20 protein-coding genes are annotated in these 21865 nt (G+C 69.9%); 15 read left to right on the top strand and 5 right to left on the bottom strand.

What is annotated here, in order from left to right; genetic code table 11:
• Positions 1-56 precede the first annotated feature (56 nt).
• Positions 57-1643, top strand: coding sequence for a PucR family transcriptional regulator (locus QTI20_RS06320; protein WP_286549205.1), 1587 nt, complete (start codon positions 57-59; stop codon positions 1641-1643).
• A 3-nt stretch (positions 1644-1646) separates the two neighbouring features.
• Here QTI20_RS06320 and QTI20_RS06315 read toward each other — a convergent pair whose 3' ends face one another.
• Complete coding sequence (locus QTI20_RS06315) at positions 1647-2222, bottom strand: PAS and helix-turn-helix domain-containing protein (protein WP_286549207.1); 576 nt, start codon at positions 2220-2222, stop codon at positions 1647-1649.
• 109 nt (positions 2223-2331) lie between these two features.
• Between QTI20_RS06315 and QTI20_RS06310 the strand changes: the two genes are divergently transcribed.
• The 7 genes from QTI20_RS06310 to QTI20_RS06280 are packed head-to-tail and all read left to right on the top strand — an operon-like array spanning position 2332 to position 8603.
• Positions 2332-3597: a metal-dependent hydrolase family protein gene (locus QTI20_RS06310; RefSeq protein WP_286549209.1), complete on the top strand. Its 1266-nt coding sequence runs from the start codon at positions 2332-2334 to the stop codon at positions 3595-3597.
• Position 3598: 1 nt separating this feature from the next.
• A complete protein-coding gene (locus QTI20_RS06305; RefSeq protein ID WP_286549211.1) occupies positions 3599-4366 on the top strand; it encodes an ABC transporter ATP-binding protein in 768 nt (255 codons plus the stop codon).
• On the top strand, positions 4363-5082 hold the full coding sequence (locus QTI20_RS06300) for an ABC transporter ATP-binding protein (protein ID WP_286549212.1): 720 nt from the start codon (positions 4363-4365) through the stop codon (positions 5080-5082). Before QTI20_RS06305 ends, QTI20_RS06300 begins: the two co-directional genes overlap by 4 nt.
• Before the next feature lie 24 nt (positions 5083-5106).
• Positions 5107-6306 carry an ABC transporter substrate-binding protein gene (locus tag QTI20_RS06295; RefSeq protein ID WP_286549214.1) on the top strand — a complete coding sequence of 400 codons (1200 nt, stop codon included), beginning with the start codon at positions 5107-5109 and terminating at the stop codon, positions 6304-6306.
• 19 nt (positions 6307-6325) lie between these two features.
• Complete coding sequence (locus tag QTI20_RS06290; protein ID WP_286549217.1) at positions 6326-7213, top strand: branched-chain amino acid ABC transporter permease; 888 nt, start codon at positions 6326-6328, stop codon at positions 7211-7213.
• A complete protein-coding gene (locus tag QTI20_RS06285) occupies positions 7210-8196 on the top strand; it encodes a branched-chain amino acid ABC transporter permease (protein WP_286549219.1) in 987 nt (328 codons plus the stop codon). Before QTI20_RS06290 ends, QTI20_RS06285 begins: the two co-directional genes overlap by 4 nt.
• On the top strand, positions 8193-8603 hold the full coding sequence (locus tag QTI20_RS06280) for a hypothetical protein (RefSeq protein ID WP_286549221.1): 411 nt from the start codon (positions 8193-8195) through the stop codon (positions 8601-8603). The genes QTI20_RS06285 and QTI20_RS06280 overlap by 4 nt, the downstream gene beginning before the upstream one ends.
• A gap of 18 nt (positions 8604-8621) precedes the next feature.
• Here QTI20_RS06280 and QTI20_RS06275 read toward each other — a convergent pair whose 3' ends face one another.
• The gene (locus QTI20_RS06275; protein WP_286549222.1) at positions 8622-9842 is read right to left on the bottom strand and encodes an MFS transporter; all 1221 of its coding nucleotides are present in this window, start codon (positions 9840-9842) and stop codon (positions 8622-8624) included.
• 116 nt (positions 9843-9958) lie between these two features.
• On the opposite strand from QTI20_RS06275, the gene QTI20_RS06270 reads away from it, so the two are divergent.
• The 4 genes from QTI20_RS06270 (at position 9959) to QTI20_RS06255 (ending at position 15464) form a co-directional block, all read left to right on the top strand.
• Positions 9959-12700: an ATP-binding protein gene (locus QTI20_RS06270; protein WP_286549225.1), complete on the top strand. Its 2742-nt coding sequence runs from the start codon at positions 9959-9961 to the stop codon at positions 12698-12700.
• Between the two features lie 128 nt (positions 12701-12828).
• The gene (locus QTI20_RS06265) at positions 12829-13200 is read left to right on the top strand and encodes a tautomerase family protein (RefSeq protein ID WP_286549227.1); all 372 of its coding nucleotides are present in this window, start codon (positions 12829-12831) and stop codon (positions 13198-13200) included.
• 10 nt (positions 13201-13210) lie between these two features.
• Complete coding sequence (gene kce / locus QTI20_RS06260) at positions 13211-14143, top strand: 3,5-dioxohexanoate:acetyl-CoA acetone transferase (RefSeq protein WP_503011359.1); 933 nt, start codon at positions 13211-13213, stop codon at positions 14141-14143.
• A 67-nt stretch (positions 14144-14210) separates the two neighbouring features.
• Positions 14211-15464: an MFS transporter gene (locus QTI20_RS06255; protein WP_286549232.1), complete on the top strand. Its 1254-nt coding sequence runs from the start codon at positions 14211-14213 to the stop codon at positions 15462-15464.
• A 24-nt stretch (positions 15465-15488) separates the two neighbouring features.
• On the opposite strand, the gene QTI20_RS06250 is transcribed toward QTI20_RS06255, so the two are convergent.
• Complete coding sequence (locus QTI20_RS06250; RefSeq protein WP_286574161.1) at positions 15489-16370, bottom strand: AraC family transcriptional regulator; 882 nt, start codon at positions 16368-16370, stop codon at positions 15489-15491.
• 37 nt (positions 16371-16407) lie between these two features.
• Positions 16408-17775, bottom strand: a complete 1368-nt coding sequence (locus QTI20_RS06245) for a phospholipase D family protein (protein WP_286549237.1) — start codon at positions 17773-17775, stop codon at positions 16408-16410.
• 465 nt (positions 17776-18240) lie between these two features.
• Between QTI20_RS06245 and QTI20_RS06240 the strand changes: the two genes are divergently transcribed.
• Positions 18241-18897, top strand: a complete 657-nt coding sequence (locus QTI20_RS06240) for a DJ-1/PfpI family protein (protein ID WP_286549239.1) — start codon at positions 18241-18243, stop codon at positions 18895-18897.
• Positions 18898-18932: 35 nt separating this feature from the next.
• On the top strand, positions 18933-19913 hold the full coding sequence (locus tag QTI20_RS06235) for a tripartite tricarboxylate transporter substrate-binding protein (RefSeq protein WP_286549241.1): 981 nt from the start codon (positions 18933-18935) through the stop codon (positions 19911-19913).
• 56 nt (positions 19914-19969) lie between these two features.
• Here QTI20_RS06235 and QTI20_RS06230 read toward each other — a convergent pair whose 3' ends face one another.
• A complete protein-coding gene (locus QTI20_RS06230) occupies positions 19970-20968 on the bottom strand; it encodes a GlxA family transcriptional regulator (protein WP_286549244.1) in 999 nt (332 codons plus the stop codon).
• Positions 20969-21276: 308 nt separating this feature from the next.
• Between QTI20_RS06230 and QTI20_RS06225 the strand changes: the two genes are divergently transcribed.
• On the top strand, positions 21277-21768 hold the full coding sequence (locus QTI20_RS06225; RefSeq protein WP_286549246.1) for an H-NS family nucleoid-associated regulatory protein: 492 nt from the start codon (positions 21277-21279) through the stop codon (positions 21766-21768).
• Positions 21769-21865: the final 97 nt, after the last annotated feature.

Below are 21865 nucleotides of genomic sequence, written 5' to 3'. Positions count from 1 at the left end.
TAGACGAAGCGTAGGAAACGGTAGCTCTTTCTTCCGTTGATTCGTAGAATTTCGCCATGCAACTCGACGAGGCCTTGCGCACATCCCCGCTGCGGGTCGGCACCGTGGTGGCCGGCGCCGACCACCTCGCCAAGGCGATTTCCTGGGTCCAGGTGGTCGACCACCCCGACATCGAAAGCTGGGTCGAACCCGGGCACCTGCTGCTGAGCACCGGCTACAACTGGCCCAAGGGCGGCGCCCAGGCCGCCGCGCTGGTCGAGAAGCTGGCGGCCAAGGGCGCCTGCGGCGTGGTGCTGGCGGTGCCCAATTTCGTCGCGCACTTCGCCGCGGAAACGGTCGCCGCCGCGCAGCGGCTGCACCTGCCGCTGATCGAACTGCCCTGGGAAGTGCCCTTCAGCTCGATCACCCAGTACGTGCACCGCGAACTCGTGGACCGCCAGAGCCGCGCCCTGGCCAAGTCGGAGCAGATCCACCGCCAGCTGACCGAGGCCGCGGCCACGGGCGACAGCCTGCAGGACGTGGCGCGCGTGCTGGGCCAGGTGCTGGAACGCTCGGTGCAGATCCATTCCGCCGAGGGCGCGCTGCTGGCCGCGCACACCGTGGCGCAGGGCGGGCAGGCCTCGCCGCCCTTCGAACAGGGCGTGTTCCGTGCCCTGTCCGCGGGCGGCGGCATCCAGGCGATGGACAAACAGACCCGCGCCCTGCGCTGGCATCCGCGCCCTTCCCGGCTCGCCACCGCGGCCCAGAGCGTGGTCGGCTGCGCGGTGCGCAACCGCAATGGCGGACTCGGCTATGTGCTGGTGGCCGAGGGCGTGCCGCCGCTCAACGAGATCGACCTGCGCGCGGTCGAGCACGCGGGCACGGTGGCCGCGCTGCAGATCGCGCACCAGCGCGAGCTGTCGGCCCACGAGGCGCGCCTGGGCTACGCCCTGGTGGCGGCGCTGCTCGAGGGACGCTTCGACGAGACGCCCAGCGCCATCGAACGCGCCCGCCTGCTGGGCTGGGACCCGGCACAGCCCTACCGCCTGGCCACCATCCTGCTCGACGAACCCAACCCGCTCTCGAGCGAAGGGCTCATGCGGCGCGAGCAGCTCGCGGGGCAGCTGACGCAGGCCCTGCGGCAGAAGAAGGTCGCGCCGCTCATCAGCCTGTCGGCCAACCAGATCAACGCGCTGGTGCCCGACACCGTCGATGTCGAATGGCTCTGGTCGTCCATCGCGCACGGTCGCTGCGCGATGGGCGTGAGCGAGCTGCACCAGGGCATCGCGGGCATGCACAGCGCCGGGCGCGAGGTGGCCGACCTGATGCCGCACACCAAGCCCGGCCGCGTCCATTTCTCCGACGAGGCGATGTTCCCGCGCGTGCTGGCCGGCGACCCGGCCGCGCGCCGGCTGTTCATCGCGCGCGTGTTCGGCGTGCTGGAGGCCGACAAGCGCGGCCGCGCGCTGATCGACACCGCCATCGCGCTGACCGACGAGGGCTTCAACCTGCAGCGCACCGCCGACCGCCTCCATGTGCACATCAGCACGCTGCGCTACCGGCTGGGCCGCCTGGCCGAATTGACCCGGCTTGACCTGGACGCGGTGGAGGGGCGCTTCCGGCTGCAGCTGGTGGTGCGCCTGTACCTGGCCGAACAGCCCTGAGCCTCAGCCCGCGAGCAGCCGCTTGACCAGGTCGGGCGTGCTGCTCACGCTGTACTTGCGCAGCAGGCGCGTCTTGTAGATGTCCACGGTGCGGGGGCTGATGTCGAGTGCCCGCGCGACCTCCTTGCCGGTCTTGCCTTCGATCAGCAGGGCCGCGATGTCGCGCTCGCGCGGCGTCATCGAGCCGCGCAGCGCCGAGTTGACCTTGCGCCCGGTCGACAGGTCGGTGAAGGCCCACAGCGTGTCGTGGTGCGGGTCCTCGGGCGTGTAGGTGAAGCCGCTGACGTGCACCCAGAACAGCTCGCCGTCGAGCCTGCGCATGATCCGGTCGTCGGAGAAGGTGCGGTGCTTGGCCAGCACCGGCGCGATGCGCGCGCCGGTCTGCTCGAAATGCGTCTGCGTGGGATAGAGCCGCTCGAAGGACTTGCCGATCAGGTCCTCGACCTCGGCCCGAAAGATGGCGGCGAAGGCGCGGTTGCACGCCAGGATCAGGCGGTCGCGGCCCAGCGCCTGGCCCACGGGCGCGTCCTGGAAGGCTCGTTCGTAATCGATGACGGGGCCGGTGGCTTTGTTGCGCATGAATGAAAAGTCCTCCAAGGAGAAACACTTAGGTGCTCGACACCTATTGTCGTAGGAGTATACGACTCCTAGACTCCTACGTCATTAGGTGTTCAAGACGGGAATTTTCATGTCGATATTTGTTCTGCGAAATGCGAACCTGCTGGACCTCGGGCAGGGCGAGTCGGTGGGTGGCACGGACGTCGTCGTCGTCGACGGCCATGTGGCGGAGGTCGGCCCCGGCCTGGCCGAGCCGCGCGGCACCGATGCGGTGTACGACCTCCAGGGCCTCACGCTGATGCCGGGCCTGATCGATTGCCATGTGCACGTCACGGCGTCGTCGGTCAATCTCGGCCTGGCGGCCCGGCTGCCCAATGCGCTGGGGGTGATCCGCTCCCTGCCGATCCTCAAGGGCATGCTGATGCGCGGCTTCACCAGCGTGCGCGACGCGGGCGGCGGCGACTGGGCGCTGGGCCAGGCCGCGCGGGACGGCCTGATCGAATCGCCACGCCTCTTCACGTCCGGCAAGGCGCTCTCCCAGACCGGCGGTCACGGCGACTTCCGGGCGCGCAGCGATCAGCTCGAATCGTGCGCCTGCGCATTCCGGATCGGCAACATCGGCCGCGTGGTGGACGGCGTCGACGAGGTGCGGCGCGCGGCGCGCGAGGAGCTGACCCAGGGCGCCACCCAGATCAAGGTGATGGCCAGCGGCGGCGTCACCTCGCCCAACGACCCCATCGGCAACACCGGCTACTCGATGGACGAGCTGCGCGCCATCGTCGACGAGGCGGCCGCCTGGCAGACCTACGTCATGGCGCACGCCTACACGCCGCGCGCCATCCGGCGCGCGGTGGAAGCGGGCGTCAGGACCATCGAGCACGGCAACCTCGTGGACGAGGCCACCGCGCGGCTGATCAAGGACGCCGGGGTGTTCGTGGTGCCCACCCTGATCACCTTCGACATGCTCTCGCTCGAGGGCGCCTCGCTCGGGCTGCCGCCGGAGTCGATCGCCAAGGTCGACGACGTGCGGCTGGCGGGCCGCGAGGCGGTCGCCCTGCTCCACCGCACCGGCGTGAAGATGGGCTATGGCAGCGACCTGCTGGGCGAGTCGCACCGGCACCAGAGCGAGGAACTGCGCGTGCGCGCCGAGATCATCGGCAACCTGGAGGCGCTGCGCAGCGCGACGACCGTGGCGGCCGAGATCGTCCAGCACGCGGGCCGGCTCGGCACCGTCCGGCCCGGCGCGATCGCGGACCTGCTGGTGGTGCGGGGCGATCCGCTGCGCGACATCGGCGTGCTGACCGGCCAGGGCGAAGGCCTGGCCGCGATCCTGAAGGACGGCAGGTTCGTGAAGAACGAACTGCATGCGCGCACCAGCGCCGCACTGGCGAACTGAGATGGACGCGCTGCTCCAGATCTCCGACGTGCGCGCCACCTTCGGCGGCCTGCACGCACTCGACGGGGCGACCTTCGACGTCGCCCGCGGCAAGACCACCGGCCTGATCGGCCCCAACGGGGCGGGCAAGACCACGCTCTTCAACGCCATCACCGGGCTGCTGCCCCAGGCCTCGGGACGCATCGCGTTCAAGGGCCACGACATCTCGGGCTTGCGGCCCGAGGGCATCTCGCGCGCCGGCCTGGTGCGGACCTTCCAGCTGGCCCGCGGCTGCCCGCGCATGACGGTGTTCGAGCACCTGATGCTGTACGGGCCGCACCAGCCGGGCGAAGGCTTCGTCGCCGGCCTGCTGGGCGGGCCCGCCGTGCGTGCGCGCGAGGAAGCCCTGCGCGAGAAGGCCTGGGCGATGGCGCGCAGGCTGCGCCTCGACCACGTGCTGGACAACCTGGTGCCCGCGCTGTCGGGCGGCCAGAAGAAGCTGCTCGAGATCGGGCGCGCGCTGCTGGCCGAGCCCGAGATGATCCTGCTGGACGAACCGATGGCGGGCGTGAACCCCACGCTCGTGGGCGAGATCGCCGACCAGCTCGAGGCGGTCAAGGCCGAGGGCATCACGGTCCTGCTGATCGAGCACGAGATGGCGCTCATCCGGCGCCTGTGCGAGGAGGTGGTCGTGATGGCCGAGGGCAGGTACCTGACCCATGGCAGCTTCGAACAGGTCACCTCCGACCGCCGCGTCCAGTCCTCTTACCTCGGAAGGAGCCGCGCATGACGGCCTTGAACATACGCGAACTGCGCGGCGGCTACGGCAGCGCGGACGAGATCGTCAAGGGCATCGACCTCGATCTCCGGGCCAGGGACCTGGCCGTGATCATCGGCCCCAACGGCGCGGGCAAGTCGACCTTCCTCAAGCTCGTGGCGGGGCTGCTGAAGCCCAAGGCGGGACAGGTGGACATCGACGGCCGCCTGCTGCTGCCGGGCAACGCCCAGGACGCCTGCGAACGCGGCCTGAGCTTCGTGCCGCAGGAACGCAACGTGTTCCAGAGCCTGACGGTGCGCGAGAACCTCGAGATGGGCGGCTACCTGGTGCGCGCGGAATGCAAGGCCCGGGTCGAGGCGCAGCTGGAGCGCTTCCCGCTGCTCAAGCCGCGGCTCAAGCAGAAGGCCGGCAACCTGTCGGGCGGCCAGCGGCAGGTGCTCGCGATGGCGATCGCCCTGATGACCCAGCCCCAGGTGCTGCTGCTGGACGAGCCCACCGCGGGGCTCTCGCCGGCCGCCGCCGACGAGGTCTTCGACCTGATCCGCGACCTCGCGGGCCAGGGCCTCGCCATCCTGATGGTCGAGCAGAACGCCCTGCTCGCGCTCGAGTACGGCACGCGCGGCCTGGTGCTCGTGGCCGGGCGAAAGCTGCGCGACGCGAGCGCCCCGGAGCTGCTGGCGGACGACGAGGTCCGCCACCTGTTCCTCGGCGGCGCACAGATTCACTGATTTCAACCTCCTTGGAGCATGGCCATGACCAGCAGAAGAACCTTCCTCACGACGGGCGCCGCCCTCGCCCTCGCGGCCCAGCACCCGCTGCTGCGGGCGCAGGGCAAGGAGCCGATCCGCATCGGCATCCTGATTCCCCTCACGGGCGCCACCAGCCAGTTCGGCTCGACCATGAGCCGCGCGGCGCAGATCGCGGCCGAGGAGATCAACGCGGCCGGCGGCATCCACGGGCGGCGGGTGGAGGTCGTCATCGAGGACGACCAGAGCAACCCCGAGGCCGCGGTGCGCGCGGCCCGCAAGCTGATCGACGTGGACCGCGTGGTCGCCATCGGCGGCTCCTACGCGTCCTCGGTCACTTCGGCGATCGCGCCGCTGTGCTGGGAAAGCAGGACCGTGCTGGCCACCTCCTCGGGCGCGGACAGCATCACGAAGCTGCCGCACCAGGGCTACATCTTCCGCACCTCGCCCACGGTGACGCTGCAGGGCACGCGGGTGGGCGACTTCGGCGTCGAACTCGGCTGCAAAAAGATGTTCTTCATGGGGCCGCAGACGCCCTTCGCGCAGTCGTACATCGACATCCTCTCCGGCATCTTCACCCGCGCGGGCGGCACCGGCGCGGGTCTGATCTACGAGGACAAGAAGTCGAGCTACCGGTCGGAGGTCGACCAGGCGCTGCGCACCAGGCCCGACGTGATCGTGCTCGGCGGCTATGTGCCCGACACCTCGGTGGTGCTCAAGGACCTCTACCGGGCCGGCTACGACGGCAAGCGCATCGGCTTCTCCTTCGGCATCAACCAGAAGCTGGTCGAGGCCGTGCCCGCCGAGGTGGGCGAAGGCGCCTACTCGCTGGTGCCCTCGGCCTCGGTCAACGCCGCGGCGTACAAGCGGCTCATCGCGAAGATGAAGGTCGACGCGCTCGACAGCTACTCCTGCCAGGTCTACGACCACGTCAACCTCGTGGCGCTCGCGCTGGCCGACGCGCCGGCGGCGGCGGTCAACGGCACCACCGTGCGCGACCACCTGCGCGGCATCTCGCAGGCGGCGCAGGGCAAGGTGGTCGACGGCGTCGCGGACGCGCTGAAGCTGCTGGGCGCGGGCAGCCCGATCAACTTCGACGGCGCCAGCGGCCCGCTCGAGTTCGCCGACAACGGCGACGTGAAGGGCGTGTTCTTCCGCTACGAGCAGATCCAGAAAGGCAAGCTCGCCGTGACCAAGGTCGCCTGAGCCCGAGCGAAGGACCCACATGTTCTCCGACATCGTCCAACACCTGGTCAACGGCCTCGTCATGGGAGCGGTCGTGGCCCTGCCCGCGCTGGGCCTGACCCTCATCTTCAGCGTGCTCGGCTTCATCAACTTCAGCATCGCGGCGCAGATGACCGTGGGCGCCTATGCGGGCTGGCTGGTCAACAGCCAGCTGCACTGGCCGCTGGTCCCGGTGCTGGCGGTGGCCTTCGCCATCGCGGGCGGGATCGGCATGCTCGGCGACCGGCTGGCCCTGGTGCCGATGCGGCGCAGGGTCTCGGCGCACACGCCGCTGATGGTCGCCATCGTTTCGATCGCGCTCAACCTGGCGCTGGAGAACGCGCTGCGCTTCGGCTTCGGCAGCGACCTCAACAGCTTCGACCTGCCGATCGCGCGCGACGTGCAGCTCGCCGGCATCCGGGTCGGCCCGCAGCAGGTGCACAACCTGGGCATCGCCCTGGCCATCGCGATCCTGCTGGCGGCCTTCTTCACCGTCACCCGCGTGGGCAAGGCCATGCGCGCCGTCGCCGACAACCCCGACCTGGCGCGGCTCAAGGGCATCGATCCGGCCCGGCTGTCGAACCTGGCCACCTTCATCGGCATGGGGCTGGCGGGCATCGGCGGCGCCCTGCTGGCCATCGACACGAGCGTCGATCCCTCGACCGGTTCGCGCCTGCTGCTGATCATCTTCTCGGCCAGCGTGCTGGGCGGCCTGACCAGCCTGAGCGGCGCCGTGCTGGGCGCGCTGCTGATCGGCGTGGTGAGCGAGATGGCGCTGCTGGTCATTTCGCCCGTCTACCAATCGGCGACCGCCTTCGTCGCCATCCTGCTGGTCCTGCTGGTCCGCCCGAGCGGCCTGTTCGCCGGCGCTTCCGGAGTACGCAAGTGACGTCCTATCTCCTGTTCATGGCCACGCTGGCCGGCATCTACGCACTGCTCTCCCTCGGCCTGGTGACGATCTGGGGTCAGGGCGGCATGGTCAACCTCGGCCTGGTCGGCTTCTATGCGGTGGGCGCGTACACCTCGGCGCTGCTGTCGGGCGCGGGGGTGCCGATCGGCGTCTCGCTGGCCTGCGCGGCGCTGGCGGCGGGCGCGGTCGGCGTGGTGCTGTCCTACCTCACGCGGCCCCTGCGCGGCGACTACCTGGCGATCGTCTCGCTGGGTTTTGCCGAAGTCATCCGGCTGATCGCGACCAACGAGAAATGGCTCACCGGCGGCAGCGACGGGCTGTCGGGCATCCGCTCGCCGCTCAAGCTCGAACTGGGCGCGGCGCATCCCTGGTTCTACCTGCTGCTGGTGTGGGCGATCGTGGGGCTCACCGCCTTCGGCCTCACGCGGCTGTTCAGGTCGCCCTACGGACGGGCGCTGCGCGCGGTGCGCGACGACGAGCAGGTGGCGGCCGTGGCCGGGAAACCGGTGCTGCAGCTCAAGCTCAAGACCTTCTTCGTGGGTGCCGCGCTGTCGGGCATCGCGGGCGGCCTCTACGCGCACCTGACCAGCTACATCGCGCCCGACGGCTTCGTGCCGCTGCTGACCATCTACATCTTCCTGGCCGCCACGGCCGGCGGCTACACGCGGGTGGTCGGCGCGATCGCGGGCTCGCTGGCCGTGGTCGCGCTGCTGGAAGGCACGCGCTTCGCCGCGGCGGTGGTGCCCGGGCTCAGCGCGGTGCAGGTGGCGTCCCTGCGGGAGTTCGTGATCGCGGTCGCGCTGATCGCCATCATGCAGCTCAGGCCCGAAGGCGTGTTCCGCAGCGTCAACCAGAAGGCCTCCGCCGGTCGCATGCCGTCGCACCGTCCTTCCGAATCGGCGCCCGGGCCGGCACGCGATGCCGCCAAGGTGATGGCCGAGGCACTGGCGACTCGCACATGACGGCCCGGCACGCCTGGTCCGATTTCGCGCAGCGGCTCGCGCCCTGCGTCGACTTCGGCCTGCTGACGGTGCTCGAGGTCGACTGGGAGCAGCAACTGGTGCGGCGCAGCTACTCGAGCGACGAGGCGAACTACCCGAGCGGCGGCGTGAAGCGGCTGATGGGAAGCCCGTGGGCCGAGCACGTGATCCTCGGCGGCCAGCCCTTCTGCTCGCAGACCCGCGCCGAGTTCCGTTCGGCCTTCGCGGACTTCGAGACGCTGGAGGCGCTGGGCCTCTTCCACGCACTCAACGTGCCCTGCCTGGCGGGCGGACGCACCGTCCGCACGATCAACCTGCTGCGGGGCCACAGCGCCTTCCCGGTGTCCGCGGTGAGCGCGGTACGGCAGGCGCAAGCGCCCGGCGGATGACGGCGGCGCTGCGAGCGCTCAGTGCTCCCGCTGCCCCGTCGCATGCAGCACGAAGGCCAGCAGCGCCAGCCCGCCGCCCAGCATGCAGGCGCCGTTCCATCCGCCGTGGCGCCAGGCCAGCCCGATGAGCCAGGCGCCGGATGCGCCGCCCACGAACATGCCGCTCATGAACAGCGTGTTGAGGCGGCTGCGCGCCTCGGGCCGCAGCGCATAGACCACGTGCTGGTTCGAGATCAGCACCGACTGCACGCCGAGGTCCACCAGCACGATGCCGGCCACCAGCCCCGCCAGGCCGCCCCAGAGGCCCAGCACCGCGAAGGACAGGACGACCACCAGGCAGCCCAGGCCGATCACCGTGTACGGCCCGCGCCGGTCGGCGATGCGCCCGGCCAGCGGCGCCATCAGGATGCCGACCGCTCCCACGATGCCCATCATCCCGGCTGCCTCGGCGCCCAGCCCGAAGGCCGCGTGCAGGCGCAGCGCCAGGATGGTCCACAGGCCGATGAAGGCCGCGAACAGCGCCGCCTGGATGCAGGTGGCGCGGCGCAGCCGGGGCTCTTCGCGCCACAGCGCCAGCAGCGAGTGCATCAGCTGCCGGTACCCCTGGCGGGTGCTGGGCCGGCTGTGCGGCAGGCGCCAGAGCAGCAGCAGCCAGACCAGCACCGACGACACCGCGCCCATCCAGAAGGTGGCACGCCAGCCCCAGTGCTCGCCGACGAAACCGCCGACCGCGCGGCCCAGCAGGATGCCGCAGAGCACGCCGCTCATCACCTGGCCCACCACCTGCCCGCGGCGGCTGGGCAGCGCCAGCTCCGCGGCGAAGGGCACGATCTGCTGCACCACCGACCCGGCCACGCCCACCACCGCCGACGCGATGACCAGGGCCAGCGCATCGGGCGCCAGCGCCAGGCCGAACAGCGCCAGGCACAGCGCCGCGCCCTGGCACAGGATCAGCTTGCGCCGGTCGATCCTGTCGCCCAGCGGCACCAGCAGGAACAGGCCGCAGGCGAAGCCCAGTTGCGTGGCCGTCGGCGACAGGTTCACCAGGTCGAGCGCCTCGGGGAAGGCCCGTTGCAACAGTTCCAGGATGGGCTGGTTGTAGTAGATGTTGGCCACGAACACGCCGCAGGCGATCGCCATGGCGAGCAGCAGGGAGGTGTCGAGCGGGCGCGAGGTGTCGTCGCAGCCTTCGCCGACGGCAGGCACCGTCGACGGGCTGCCGGGCAGCTTGTTTTGCATGGCGGTCTTCAGGGGAATACTCAGGGCCCACGATGCTGCCCGGCCCGGCCGCGCAAGTCCTTGGCCTAGAATTTCAGACGTCTGAAATCACGCCACCGGCCGCTCGCCGCGCCGCCATGCCGCCCCCCTCCTCGCCCCCCTCGCCCGACATCCGCGACGACGACATCGTCGCCTTCGGGCGCTACCAGCTGCTGCCCGGCCTGCGCCTGCTGCTGCGCGACGGCGTTCGGCTGGACGTGGGCGAGCGCGCCGTGGCCGTGCTGAGCGCCCTGGTGGCCAGCCCGGGCGAGGCGGTCGGCAAGGACGCGCTGCTGTCGGGCCTCTGGCCACAGGAGGTGGTCGAGGAAAACAACCTGCAGGTCCAGGTCTCGGCGCTGCGCAAGGCGCTGGGCACGGACCGCGGGCTGATCGCCACGGAGTTCGGCCGCGGCTACCGCTTCACCGGCACGGTGCACACCCCGGCAGCCGCCGCCGCGGCCCGCGGGCCGCAGCCGGCGCCATCGGGCCTGCCGCGCCCGCGCTCGTTGCTGGTCGGGCGCACCGAGGAGCTGCGCGCCCTGCAGCGCATCCTGGCCACGCGTTCGCTGTGCACGCTGACCGGGCCCGCCGGCATCGGCAAGACGCGCCTGGCCATCGAGCTGGCGTCGGCCGCCAGCGCCTATTTCCCGGACGGCATTCATTTCCTGGACCTGTCGCAGACCCAGGGCGCGGCCGCCGTCGCGCCCGGTCTCGCGGCCGCACTGGCCGGGCGCTACGCCAACGGCATGCCGGCCGCGCCCGATGCGGCGCGCGCGCTGCTGGTGGTGGACAACTGCGAGCAGCTGGCGGCCGCTTGCGCCACCGAACTGGAACGGCTGCTGCAGCACGACCCGCTGCTGAGCGTGCTGCTGACCAGCCAGGCCCCGCTGGGCATGGACGACGAGCAGGTCTACCGGCTGGGTCCGCTCGCCCTTCCGCCCCCGGGCGTCGCGGCCGACGAGGCGGCCCGCAGCGGTGCCGTCGAGCTGTTCGTGCGGCGCGTGAAGTCGGCCGACTACGGTTTCGCGCTGACGCCCGACAACGTCCGCGAGGTGGTGGCGCTGTGCCGGGCCCTGGACGGCGTCCCGCTGGCGCTGGAGATCGCCGCCGCGCGCGTGCCCTCGCTGGGGCTGGACACGGTCACGCAGGACCTGGCGCGCGCCTGCGGCCTGCTCGAGGCCCGCCCGCGCGGCAGCAGCGAGCGCCACCCCTCGCTGGGCCATGCGCTGCAGTGGAGCTACCAGTTGCTGCGGCCCGGCGAGCAGCAGGTGTTCCAGGAACTGGCCGTGTTCCCCGGCGACTTCGACGGGGCCGCGGCGGAGGCCGTCCTGAGTCCGCAGGCCCGCCAGGCCGCCCGCACGCTGGACACCCTCGCCAGCCTGGTCGACAAGTCGCTGCTGGCGCCGCAGGCCGGCACCCAGCCGCTGCGCTACCGCTACCTGGGCATGCTGCGCGCCTATGCGCTGCAGCAACTCGGCGCGCGCATCGAGACCCTGGCCGGGCGCCATGCCGACTTCGTCGCGCAGCGGGCGGCGCAGGCCCGGCAGGACTGGATGTCGCTGTCCACCCGCCAGTGGCGCCGGCAATACGGCCACCACATCGACGACATCCGCGCGGCACTCGACCACTGCCAGCGCCGGCAGGACCAGCGCGCGACCGGCCTTCGCATCCTCGCGGACGCCACGCCCTTCTGGATCCAGCTGTCGCTGCACGACGAATGCCGCCAGCGCATGTCCGCGGCGCTGGCCGCGCCCCAGGCCCCCGCCTTCGCGCCCGCGCAGGCGATGGTGCTGCATGCGGCATTGGGCACCTCCTCGACCTGGTCGCGCGGCCCGGGGCCCGAGAACGGCCTGGCCTGGACGCGCGCCAGCGAACTCGCCGCCACGCTGGGCGACCGCGAGATGCAGCTGCAATCGGCCTACGGCCTGTGGCTGCACCACATGCGCGGAGGCCGCTACGTGCAGTCGCTGCACCACGCACGGCACATGGTGGCGCTGGCCGAGGACACCGAGGACCCGGCCGCCCTGCTGACCGCGCGACGCCTGGTCGGCACCTGTGAGCATTTCCTGGGCGACCAGCAGCAGGCGCTTCCGGCGCTCGAAGCCATGCTCGAGCGCTACGTGCGCGACGATCACCGCGGCTCGCCCTTTCGCTTCGGGCTGGACCAGCGGGTCGTCGGCTGGGCCTTCCTGTCGCGCACGCTGTGGCTGGCCGGCCAGCCCGCCCAGGCCCGGCGCGCGGCGCAACTGGCGGTCGACGAAGCGACGGAACTGGACCATGCCTGCTCGCTGTGCTGCGCGCTGATCGAAGGCAGCTGCGCCGTGGCCGCCCTGGCCGGCGATGTCGCGCATGTGCTGCAGCTGGTGCCGCAGATCGAACAGGTCGCCGCCGAACATGGGCTGGAATTCTGGCGGCGCTATGCCGCGGCCTTCGGCCTGTGGGCGCGCATGGTGCAGGCGCCGCAGACGGTCTCGCCGCAGCAGTTGGGCGCGGCCCTCGCGCAGTTCGAGCGCAACGGCTTCGATCCGGCCTACTCGGTGCTCTTCGCGCTGCTGGCCCAGGCGCTGCTCGCGCGCGGCGCGGCGCGGGAGGCCGATGCGCTGCTGACGGAACGCCTCGACCGGCTGGGCCCGGCATTGCAGCTGTGGAGCGCGCCGGAACTGCTGCGGCTGCAGCACCTGGCACGGGCCCAGTCTGCGCCCGATCCGGAAAGCCACGATGGCACGCCGCCCTCGTTGGCCACCGCGATGGCATTGGCCCGCCGCCAGGGCGCCAGCGCCTGGGAAGCCCGCATCGCCGCGACCCTCGCGCACGACCCCGCGCCGCCGGCATCGGGGTGACGCTGGCGGCGCCGGCCGCCTTCGCCTCGCATGGCGTTTTCGTGCACGTTGTGGCCGTCTCGTGGAATCGCGAATGACAACGCGACACGACACTGCAACTCCTACTTTTCCACAGTTCAGGAGACAGCATGCCGATCATCGTTTGTGAGAACCGCGCCGGCCTCGAGGCCGGATTGAAAGCAGAGATCGCCAGCAAGGTGACCCGCGCGATCGAGGAGATCATCCAGTCCCCGCTGGACCTGATCAGCGTCGTCTTCCACGACCTGGCACCCGAGAGCACCTACCGCTCCGGCAAGCCGACCGCCGACACGCTGATCTTCTGCCATCTGCGCGACGGCCGAAGCGACGGGGCGATCCTTTCACTGCTCAAGGAAGTGAGCGCGATCTGGAGTGCCTGCACCGGCGATGCCGAAGACAACATCGAAGTCGCCGCGGCGCTCTACCCCGCGCGGCATGTGGTCCGGGGGGGCGAGCGCCTGCCTGAAGCGCCCCGCGTCTGAGATGGCGTCGATGAAGCAGCAGCGCAAGGTGATCATCACCTGCGCGGTGACGGGCGCGGTGCACACCCCCACGATGTCGCCGCATCTGCCGATCACCGCCGCCGAGATCGCCGCCGCGGCGGTGGGCGCGGCCGAAGCCGGCGCGGCGATCGTGCACCTGCACGCGAGGAACCCGGACACCGGCCAGCCGGACCAGACGCCCGAACGCTTCGGCCCCATCCTGTCGGCGATCCGCGCGCGGTCGAACTGCGTCGTCAACCTGACGACGGGCGGCGCACCGACGATGACGCTCGAGGAACGGCTGGCCCCCGTGGTCGCGTTTCGTCCGGAGCTGGCCTCGTTGAACATGGGCTCGATCAACTTCGGCCTCTACCCGATGCTCGACCGGATCAAGGCCTTCAAGCACGACTGGGAGCGCCCCTACCTCGAAGGGTCGAGGGACCGCGTCTTCAGGAACACCTTCGCGGACATCGAGTACGTGCTGCGCACCGGTGGCGAGCGCGGCACACGCTTCGAGTTCGAGTGCTACGACGTCGGTCATCTCTACACGCTGGCCCACTTCCTGGAGCGCGGCGTGGTCCAGGGCCCGCTCTTCGTGCAGACGGTGTTCGGCATCCTCGGCGGCATCGGCGCGCATCCCGACGACGTGCTGACCATGAAGCGCACGGCCGATCGTCTGTTCGGCGCGGCCTACCACTGGTCCGTGCTCGGCGCGGGCCGCCACCAGCTGCCCATCGCGGCCATCGCCGCGGCGACGGGCGGCAACGTCCGCGTCGGCCTGGAGGATTCGCTCTGGCTGCGGCGCGGGCAATTGGCCACCAGCAACGCGCAACAGGTCGCGGCCGCGAGGCGGCTGATCGAGAACCTCGGCCTCGAGATCGCCACGCCCGACGAGGCCAGGGACATGCTCGGCCTGAAGGGCGAGCACCGCGTCGATTTCTGAGCGACCCGCGTTCGCTTCCCAAGACAACGGCCCCGACCGAGGGCCGTCCCCCCATTCAGAGACAAACATGAACACCCATACGCCACAGGCCTCCGAACTCTCCGCGCTTCGAAGAGCGCTCATCGTCCTCGGCGCGGGGATCGGTGTGATGCTGGGATGCGGCCCCATCCTGTTCTATTCCTTCGGGGTGATGGTGCGGCCCATCGCGGAGGCCACCGGCTGGGACCGAACCTCCATCGCCTCCGCGGGCGGCATGGCGGCCATCGTCTTCGGCCTGATGTCGCCGGCGATCGGCGCCCTGCTCGACCGCCTCAAGCCACGGCGGATGGCGCTCATCGGCATTCCGTGCTTCGGCATCGGACTCGCGCTGGTGGGATGGCTCCCGCAGAGCGCCCCGGCCTTCGTCGCGACCATGGTCCTCGCGGCCTTCCTCAGCACCCTGCAACTGCCCCATGCCTACAACTACGTCATCGTGGGCACCTTCACCAAGGGCCGCGGGCTCGCGCTGGGGATCGCGCTGTCCTTCGCAGGCATCGGCATCGCGCTGGCGGCGCCCTACTCGGCCTACCTGATCCGCACCTTCGACTGGCGCACGGCCTACATGTTGATGGGCCTGACCGTGGTGGCCATCGGCCTGCCGAACGCCCTCTGGCTGGTGCGGGACCCACCGGCACGCGATGCCGTCGCGGCCACCGAGGGCGTCGGCCATTCGCTGCGCCAGGCGATGCAGGACCGGCAGTTCTGGCTGCTGCTGGCTTCCTTCACCTTGATCGCGGCCTCGGTCGGCGCCGCGACGGTGCACCTCCCGGTCGTGCTCGGGGACCGGGGGATCAGCGGCAAGATGGCGGCGACCATCCTGAGCCTGGTCGGCATCTCGACCATCGTGGCACGGGTCGGCTTCGGCTTCCTGCTCGATCGCTTCAACGCCGCGCGCGTGACCGCGCTGGTCTTTCTCGGGCCGGCGATCGGCCTGTCCCTGTTGACGCTCGACGGCCCGCCCCTGCTCGCCATGGCGGGCGCCATCCTGATCGGCATCGGGCTGGGCGTCGAAGTCGACGCGGTCTCGTTCCTGGGCGTCCGCGCATTCGGCTTGCGGCACTTCGGCAAGATCTTCGGCATGCTCTTTTTGGCCATCTGCGTGGGCACCGGCATGGGTCCGGTGCTCATCGCCTTCCTGGCCCGGCAGTTCGGCTATGTGCCCGCGCTCTGGGCGGCCTCGGGCGCATCCTTCGTGGCGGCCCTGCTGATCCTGAAGCTGGGGGCCGCACCCCGCGCGTCTACCGATCGACCGAAGGGGCAGCAGGCGCGTCCGGCGACGTGAACCTTCCACCACCGGCGAGGCGCGCTAACCCGGCGACCGCCGGCGGTAGCTGGAGGGCGTCTCGCCCGTCGCCTTCTTGAACGCCGTGCTGAAATGCTGCGCGTGGCTGAAGCCGCAATCCAGTGCGATCTCGGTGGCACTGGCCTGCGCGCGCGACAGCAGTTCCTTGGCTTTCTCGATGCGCAGCTTCTGGATGAAGCGCAGCGGGGTCGAGCCGGTGCTCTGCTGGAAGGCCCGCAGGAAATGCCTGGGGCTGACGCCGGCCACCTCGGCCAGCGCCTGGACGGTGAAGGGCCGCGCAATGTCCGCGTTCACGAAGTCCACGACCCGATCCAGGCTGGCAGCGGCCAGCCCGCCTCGACGGACCGGTTCGACAGGAGCGTCGCCACCACCGATGCGCGCCAGGACGGCCAGCGCCTGCATGGCCCACCCATCCGCGAACAGCCCGTAGAGGCCGTCCGCCACATTCGCCTCCCTGAAAAGCAGCGGCAGGCTGTTCTGGAGATGGGCACTCCGGAACGCGATCAGCGGTCGGTCCAGGCGAAGCCGGGTCGACTCGGCCACGGCCTGCACGTCCAGGAAAACGACCGTGTAGTCGCAATGGCGCGCCACCTCGAATTCGCCTTCGACCAGCATCGATGCCGGAAAGAGCGCGAAATTGGAACCCTCGTCGACACGCGCGCGGACCGGCGCGCCATCCAGCCGCAGGTTCAGGCTGCTGACGCCGCGCCGGAACCAGAACAGCGCCGCGCGCTGCTGGCGAAACCGCCAGGCGATCGGACCGGCCGACCTGCGCCGAAGAATCTCGACATGGGTCATCGAGGAGTCGATGTTGAAGCCGGACACGAGTTCACCGCCGACCTCCCGGCAACTCGTCTCATGGCGCGCTTCGATATCCGTATTCATCTTCATCACTCCGGCCCGGCGAGACCCTGCTGCACCGCTAGAGCAGGCTCTCGCTGACAAAGGGGAACAGCAGGAACAGCTGCAGCCTCGTCTGGATGTCGACGTCCGGCTCGCTGTCGTAGACCTTCTGCACGCCGTTCTCGTTGCCCACCCATTGCAGGCGATCGCCCGGTTGCGCCAGGCGCAGCCGGTAGCTCCCGTTCTCACGCAGCCGGTCGGCCAGGCTCAGCACGTTCTCGGCCAGTTCGGGCGAGTGAACCAGCATTCCGAGTTCCGTGTTGACGCGCGACGAGCGCAGGTCCATGTTCATCGACCCCACGAAGGTGGTCTGTCGATCGATCACGATGAGCTTGGAATGCGACCGCCCGATCGACGTGTGCAGGGCGGCGCTGATCAGCGAATCGTTGCGGAGCTGCCTGGAGTCGATCTCGTACAGGTCGACGCCCATCTTCAGCATCGCCACGCGGTAGCGGCCATAGGCCGCACTGGCGAAGGGCTCGTCGTTGGACGCCAGCGAATTGGTGATGACCTCGACGCGGACGTCGTTGTCGAGCGCGGCCTGCATGCCATCCAGGCCGGGCTTTCCCGGAATGAAATACGGCGAGCCCAGCACCACCTCCGCTTTCGCCTCGGCGATGGCCCGGCCCACCCGCGCCGTCACGGTGGACTTGTCGTCGCCCATTTCACTGCGGCCCCCCACCTTCTCCGGGTCGTCGGCGAACACATCGACCCGCCCCTGCAGGAGCTTCAACGGCGGATGCAGCAGGTCGGCGCTCAAGGGCGCATAGCCCAGGATGTCCTGCTTGTCGCCGGGCGGCGCCGGGTAGGCGGTGACCGCGTCCAGGGTCATGCGCTCGAATTCGTCGCGCAGCGACGAAGGCTCGCGCCGCGTCGTCACCACCGCGTTCAACGGATAGATCCGGGGACTGTTCCAGTAGTTGTCGAAGATGGCGGCCATCCGCGGGACCGCATCGCCCGCGACCAGCAGATCGAAGTCGATGAAGTTGCCGCCCTTGCTGCTGAAGAAATACTCGTCCGCGATGTTGCGCCCGCCCGCGACCGCGAAGGCGCCGTCGGCGATCAGCATCTTGTTGTGCATGCGGTGGTTGATGCGGGAGAAATCGCCGAGCGCGAACGCCCAGCGCGTCAGGAAGAAGGAGCGTCCCGAAGGAAAGGGGTTGAACAGCCGGACTTCCACGTTCGGATAGGCCGCGATGGCCATCAGCATGTGGTCGCTGTCGGCGGTGTAGAGGTCGTCGATCAGCAGCCGCACCCGCACGCCACGCAAGGCCGCGTCCCGCACGGCGCGCAGCAGCGTGTGGCCTGTGACGTCGTTCTGCAGCAGGTAGTACTGCAGGTCCAGGCTGCGCTGTGCGTTCCTCACCAGCGTGAGCCTTGCGTCCATCGACCAGGCGCTGAGTGGCAGGGGCCTGAACGCCGAGCCATGGCCCGCGCCCACACTTTGGGCTGCGATGCCGCCCAGAAGGCCGGCGGGATCGGCCGGAATGGACAGAACGGGAGGACTGTCACCCCGAGACGGCAAGGACGAGCAGGCGCCAAGCAGCAGCGCCAACCCGGCCAGAAGAAGGAACCTGAGCCCTCTGAGGTGATGCATCTTTATCGACCTTCGTTGTTGTCCCGCGGTGATGCAGTCGAGATCTTGCGCGACAGCGCCCAGCCGCCGTGCACGGCCATCATACGGTCCCTCGGGCCGCGGCGCGGCCAGGCCATTCCTCGCTGCCGAATCGTCCGGATCGGCATCCGTCCGCTTGGCAGGAATCGTGGAGATTCTGTCCGTTCGGACAAGCCGCTCGCTCCTAGAGTCAGGCCCACCAACCACCGCGAAAGGGCCGCGCTCATGAACATCGGCATGCTTGTTTTTCCCGACATCACCGCCATCGACTATGTGGCACCCGCCGATCTGCTGGTGCGCATTCCCGGCGCCACGCTGAACCTGGTGTGGAAGCACACGGAGCCGCTGGCCACGGAACTGGGCTGGGAGTTCCGTGCCACTGCCTCCTATGAAAACTGCGGCCAGCTCGACATGCTCGTCGTGCCCGGCGGCCCCGGCATCGCAGCACTGCTGCAGGACGAACAGACCCTCTCCTTCCTCGCCCAGCAGGCGCGTGGCGCCACCTGGATCGTGGGCATCTGCACCGGCCCACTGGTGCTGGGCGCGGCGGGCCTGCTCGAAGGCTACCGGGCCACCTGCCACTGGGGCTCGCACGAACTGCTCGCGCTGGTGGGCGCCATTCCCGTGGATGAACGCGTGGTGGTCGACCGCAACCGCATCACCGGCGCCGGCATGACCTCGGGCATCGACTGCGCGCTGCGGGCCATTGCGCTGGCCAGCAGCGACGAGGTGGCGCGCGGGGTGCAGCTGTTCGCCGAATACGACCCGCAACCGCCCTTCGACAGCGGCACGCCGCACAAGGCGCCGCCCGCCCTGGTCGAGGCCATGCGCCTTCGCTTGCGTCCCATCGTCGCGCATCGCCGCGCCCTGCTCGCCACCCGCCGCGCGCGTTGAGTTCTCGCCTGTCGTCCCTTTCATCCGAGGCTTCCATGTTCCATCGCATTCCTTCGCATCGTCCCTGGCGCAGCTTGCTGCTGGGCCTGTCGCTGTCGCTCTCGGGCCTGGCTGCGCAAGCACAGGGCAACGCCCCCATCCGGCTGCTGGTCGGCTACACGGCCGGCGGCCCGGCGGACACCGCCGCGCGCATCGTCGCGGAAAAGCTCGGTGTCGAGCTGGGCCAGCCGGTGGTGGTCGACAACAAGCCCGGTGCGGGAGGACAGATGGCGGCACAGGCGCTGAAGGCGGCGCCGGCCGATGGATCGGTGCTCTTCCTGAGCAACACCCACACCGTGGTGACGGTGCCGCTGACGGTCAGGAATCCGGGCTTCGTCACGGCCAAGGATTTCCGCCCCGTGGGCGGCGTGGCCACCTTCGAGCTCGCGCTGGCGGTGAACCCGAAGACGAACGCCCACACCTTGAAGGAACTGGGCGCCTGGTTCGCGGCCCACCCGAACGAGGCGTCCATCGGCGTGCCCGCGCCCGCCAGTTCGCCCGAGTTCGTGGCGGCCAAGGTCTCCCGCACCTTCAAGGCCGACACGGTGGCGGCCTCGTACCGCGGGGCCCCGCCGATGGTGCAGGACCTGCTGGCGGGGCAGCTCGCCGCCGGCGTCTCCAGCATCTCGGACTTCCAGCAATACCACCAGGCGGGCACGCTGCGCATCCTCGCGGTGACACACGCGACGGCGCTGCTGCCCGGCGTGCCCTCGTTCGCCGCGGCCGGGCTCGACGGCCTGGACAGCACCACCGACCTGCTGGGCCTCTACGCCCCCGCGGCCACCCCGGACGCGCTGGTCGCGCGCTACAACGCGGCGTTGAATCGCGTGCTGTCCCAGCCCGACGTGGTCGCCAGGCTCAAGAGCTACGTGATGACGCCGGCGCCCATGACCCCGGCCGAACAGCAGCAGCGCCTGGCCCAGGCCTCGGCCGTGCTGTCCACCTTGATGCACGAAAGCGGCTTCGTGCCGCAATAGGCGGGAGGTCGTCGGCGCCTCTGCGGGCGCCAGCGGCGACGCGTCGCATCGGCGCGTCAACGCGCGGCGAAGCGCTCGCGATACTCGGTGGGCGACACGCGCAGGTGGCGCATGAATGCGCGTCGCAGCACCTCTTCGGAGTTGAAGCCGCATTGCTGCGCAATGGCCTTCAGGCTCTGGCGCCCGGCCTCCACCAGCTGGCAGGCCTTCTCGAGGCGCAGGCGCGCCACGGCGCGTGCCGGCGTGACGCCGGTGTGCTGCAGATAGAAGCGGGCGAAGGTGCGCGGCGTCATGGCCAATTGCTCGGCCATCTCGGGCACCGAGATCGTCTTGTGCAGCCGGCTGCCCATCCATGCGTGCAGCTTGTCGAGTCGTGCATCGTCGGCGGTCTGCGTCAGCAGTGCGCTGCTGAACTGCGATTGCCCGCCGGGCCGCTTGTAGAACACCACCAGCTTCTTGGCGACGCTCATTGCAATCTCGCGGCCGACATCGGCTTCGACCATGCCCAGCGCCATGTCGATGCCGGCGGTGACGCCGGCCGAGGTCCAGATGCGCCCTTGCCGCGCGTAGATCGCGTCGCGCTGGACATCGACATTCGGGTGCTCGTTCGCGAGCTGCTCGCACAACGCCCAGTGCGTGACGGCGCTGCCACCCTCGAGAAGGCCCGCGCGTGCGAGCACGAAGGCGCCGGTGCACACCGACGCGATGCGCGAGAACCGGGGCGCGGCACGCCGGACCCAGTCGATCAAGGCCTCCAGCCGTTGTGCCTGCGCCAGGTCGGCCACGGGCAACCCGGCCCGCCAGATGCCCGGGCCACCGGGAACGAACACCGAGCCCACGGCGCGCCAGAACCGACGCGGCAAGGCGCTCGCGACGAGTTCGACACCGCTGGAGCTTCGCACCGGCCCCGCCTGCAATGCGTAGATGGCGGTCTCGTAGAAAGCCTTCCGGCCCGAGAGCACGAGCTCTTCGTTCGCGCTCGCGAACACCTGCAGGGGGCCGCTGACATCCAGCAGTTGAAATCGGTCGAAGACGAGAAACCAGGTCGGATGCATCGCGCAGACTGTGCCGGAGTCGAGACGGCAGGAAGTCTATGCCGGACCAGGCCGCGATGCGCCCGATGGGTATCGGCCTTTCCGATCGGATTCCGCATCGATGCCTGAACATCGCATTGCAACCATCCCTTTTTTGCCAATGATCGATCGCGTAGTCCAATGGCGCCGGGAAGCATCGACGCGCATCCGTCTTTGCAATGCAGTCCAATCTTTAAACAAATGCCAATGTAGGAAAGCGCCGTCGCTCGAGAAGGCGCCATGGCGAAGCGAGTAAGCTCTTTCACTCTCTCATTGAAGGAGAAAGACCCATGGCCCCGACTTACGCAAAGCTCCAAAAGCAGATCGAAGTTCTAAAGCGCCAGGCAGAGGCCATTCGCCTGCGCGAGGTCCAGGGGGTCATCGATCGCATCAAGGCGGCCATTGCGCATTACGACTTGACCCCGGCGCATCTCTTCGAGAAAACGGGCACGCGGCCAAGGAAGAAGCTGAACGGCAAGGCGCCGAAGACCGACGACGGCGCGAAGTATGCGGATGGCGCAGGAAACGTTTGGGGCGGTCGCGGACCTCGTCCGCGCTGGTTGCGCGAGGCCATCGGCAACGGCGCAAGCCTCGAGAGCTTCCGCGCGACGCCCGCCGGCGGCGCTGCAGGCGCCTCGGCTGCGAAGAAGCCCCGGCGTGCCCCGTCGGCGGTCCGCTATGCCGATGACGCCGGCCACAGCTGGACCGGCCGCGGCCCGAGGCCGGGATGGCTCAAGGCGGCCCTGTCCGAGGGCAAGGCACTGGACGATTTTCTGAAGTGAGAAGGCGGCCAGCCAGCGCTGGCTGCTCGCCTTGACGCACTTCAGCGCAGGTCCGGCCAGGCCCCTGCGGGCGCAGCCGAAGCTGACGCATGCACCC

Source organism: Variovorax sp. J2P1-31 (genome assembly GCF_030317215.1).
Taxonomy (GTDB): Bacteria; Pseudomonadota; Gammaproteobacteria; order Burkholderiales; family Burkholderiaceae_C; genus Variovorax.
This window is presented reverse-complemented; position numbering and strand designations above follow the sequence as displayed.

Coding starts and splice junctions, on each gene's coding strand:
- QTI20_RS06305 (WP_286549211.1), top strand. CDS start 3,599: ATGGACGCGCTGCTCCAGATCTCCGACGTGCGCGCCACCTTCGGCGGC.
- QTI20_RS06230 (WP_286549244.1), bottom strand. CDS start 20,968: ATGCATCCGACCTGGTTTCTCGTCTTCGACCGATTTCAACTGCTGGAT.
- QTI20_RS06275 (WP_286549222.1), bottom strand. CDS start 9,842: ATGCAAAACAAGCTGCCCGGCAGCCCGTCGACGGTGCCTGCCGTCGGC.
- QTI20_RS06310 (WP_286549209.1), top strand. CDS start 2,332: ATGTCGATATTTGTTCTGCGAAATGCGAACCTGCTGGACCTCGGGCAG.
- QTI20_RS06290 (WP_286549217.1), top strand. CDS start 6,326: ATGTTCTCCGACATCGTCCAACACCTGGTCAACGGCCTCGTCATGGGA.
- QTI20_RS06265 (WP_286549227.1), top strand. CDS start 12,829: ATGCCGATCATCGTTTGTGAGAACCGCGCCGGCCTCGAGGCCGGATTG.
- QTI20_RS06225 (WP_286549246.1), top strand. CDS start 21,277: ATGGCCCCGACTTACGCAAAGCTCCAAAAGCAGATCGAAGTTCTAAAG.
- QTI20_RS06280 (WP_286549221.1), top strand. CDS start 8,193: ATGACGGCCCGGCACGCCTGGTCCGATTTCGCGCAGCGGCTCGCGCCC.
- QTI20_RS06270 (WP_286549225.1), top strand. CDS start 9,959: ATGCCGCCCCCCTCCTCGCCCCCCTCGCCCGACATCCGCGACGACGAC.
- QTI20_RS06235 (WP_286549241.1), top strand. CDS start 18,933: ATGTTCCATCGCATTCCTTCGCATCGTCCCTGGCGCAGCTTGCTGCTG.
- QTI20_RS06250 (WP_286574161.1), bottom strand. CDS start 16,370: ATGAATACGGATATCGAAGCGCGCCATGAGACGAGTTGCCGGGAGGTC.
- QTI20_RS06295 (WP_286549214.1), top strand. CDS start 5,107: ATGACCAGCAGAAGAACCTTCCTCACGACGGGCGCCGCCCTCGCCCTC.
- QTI20_RS06320 (WP_286549205.1), top strand. CDS start 57: ATGCAACTCGACGAGGCCTTGCGCACATCCCCGCTGCGGGTCGGCACC.
- QTI20_RS06240 (WP_286549239.1), top strand. CDS start 18,241: ATGCTTGTTTTTCCCGACATCACCGCCATCGACTATGTGGCACCCGCC.
- kce (WP_503011359.1), top strand. CDS start 13,211: ATGAAGCAGCAGCGCAAGGTGATCATCACCTGCGCGGTGACGGGCGCG.
- QTI20_RS06315 (WP_286549207.1), bottom strand. CDS start 2,222: ATGCGCAACAAAGCCACCGGCCCCGTCATCGATTACGAACGAGCCTTC.
- QTI20_RS06255 (WP_286549232.1), top strand. CDS start 14,211: ATGAACACCCATACGCCACAGGCCTCCGAACTCTCCGCGCTTCGAAGA.
- QTI20_RS06245 (WP_286549237.1), bottom strand. CDS start 17,775: ATGGACGCAAGGCTCACGCTGGTGAGGAACGCACAGCGCAGCCTGGAC.
- QTI20_RS06300 (WP_286549212.1), top strand. CDS start 4,363: ATGACGGCCTTGAACATACGCGAACTGCGCGGCGGCTACGGCAGCGCG.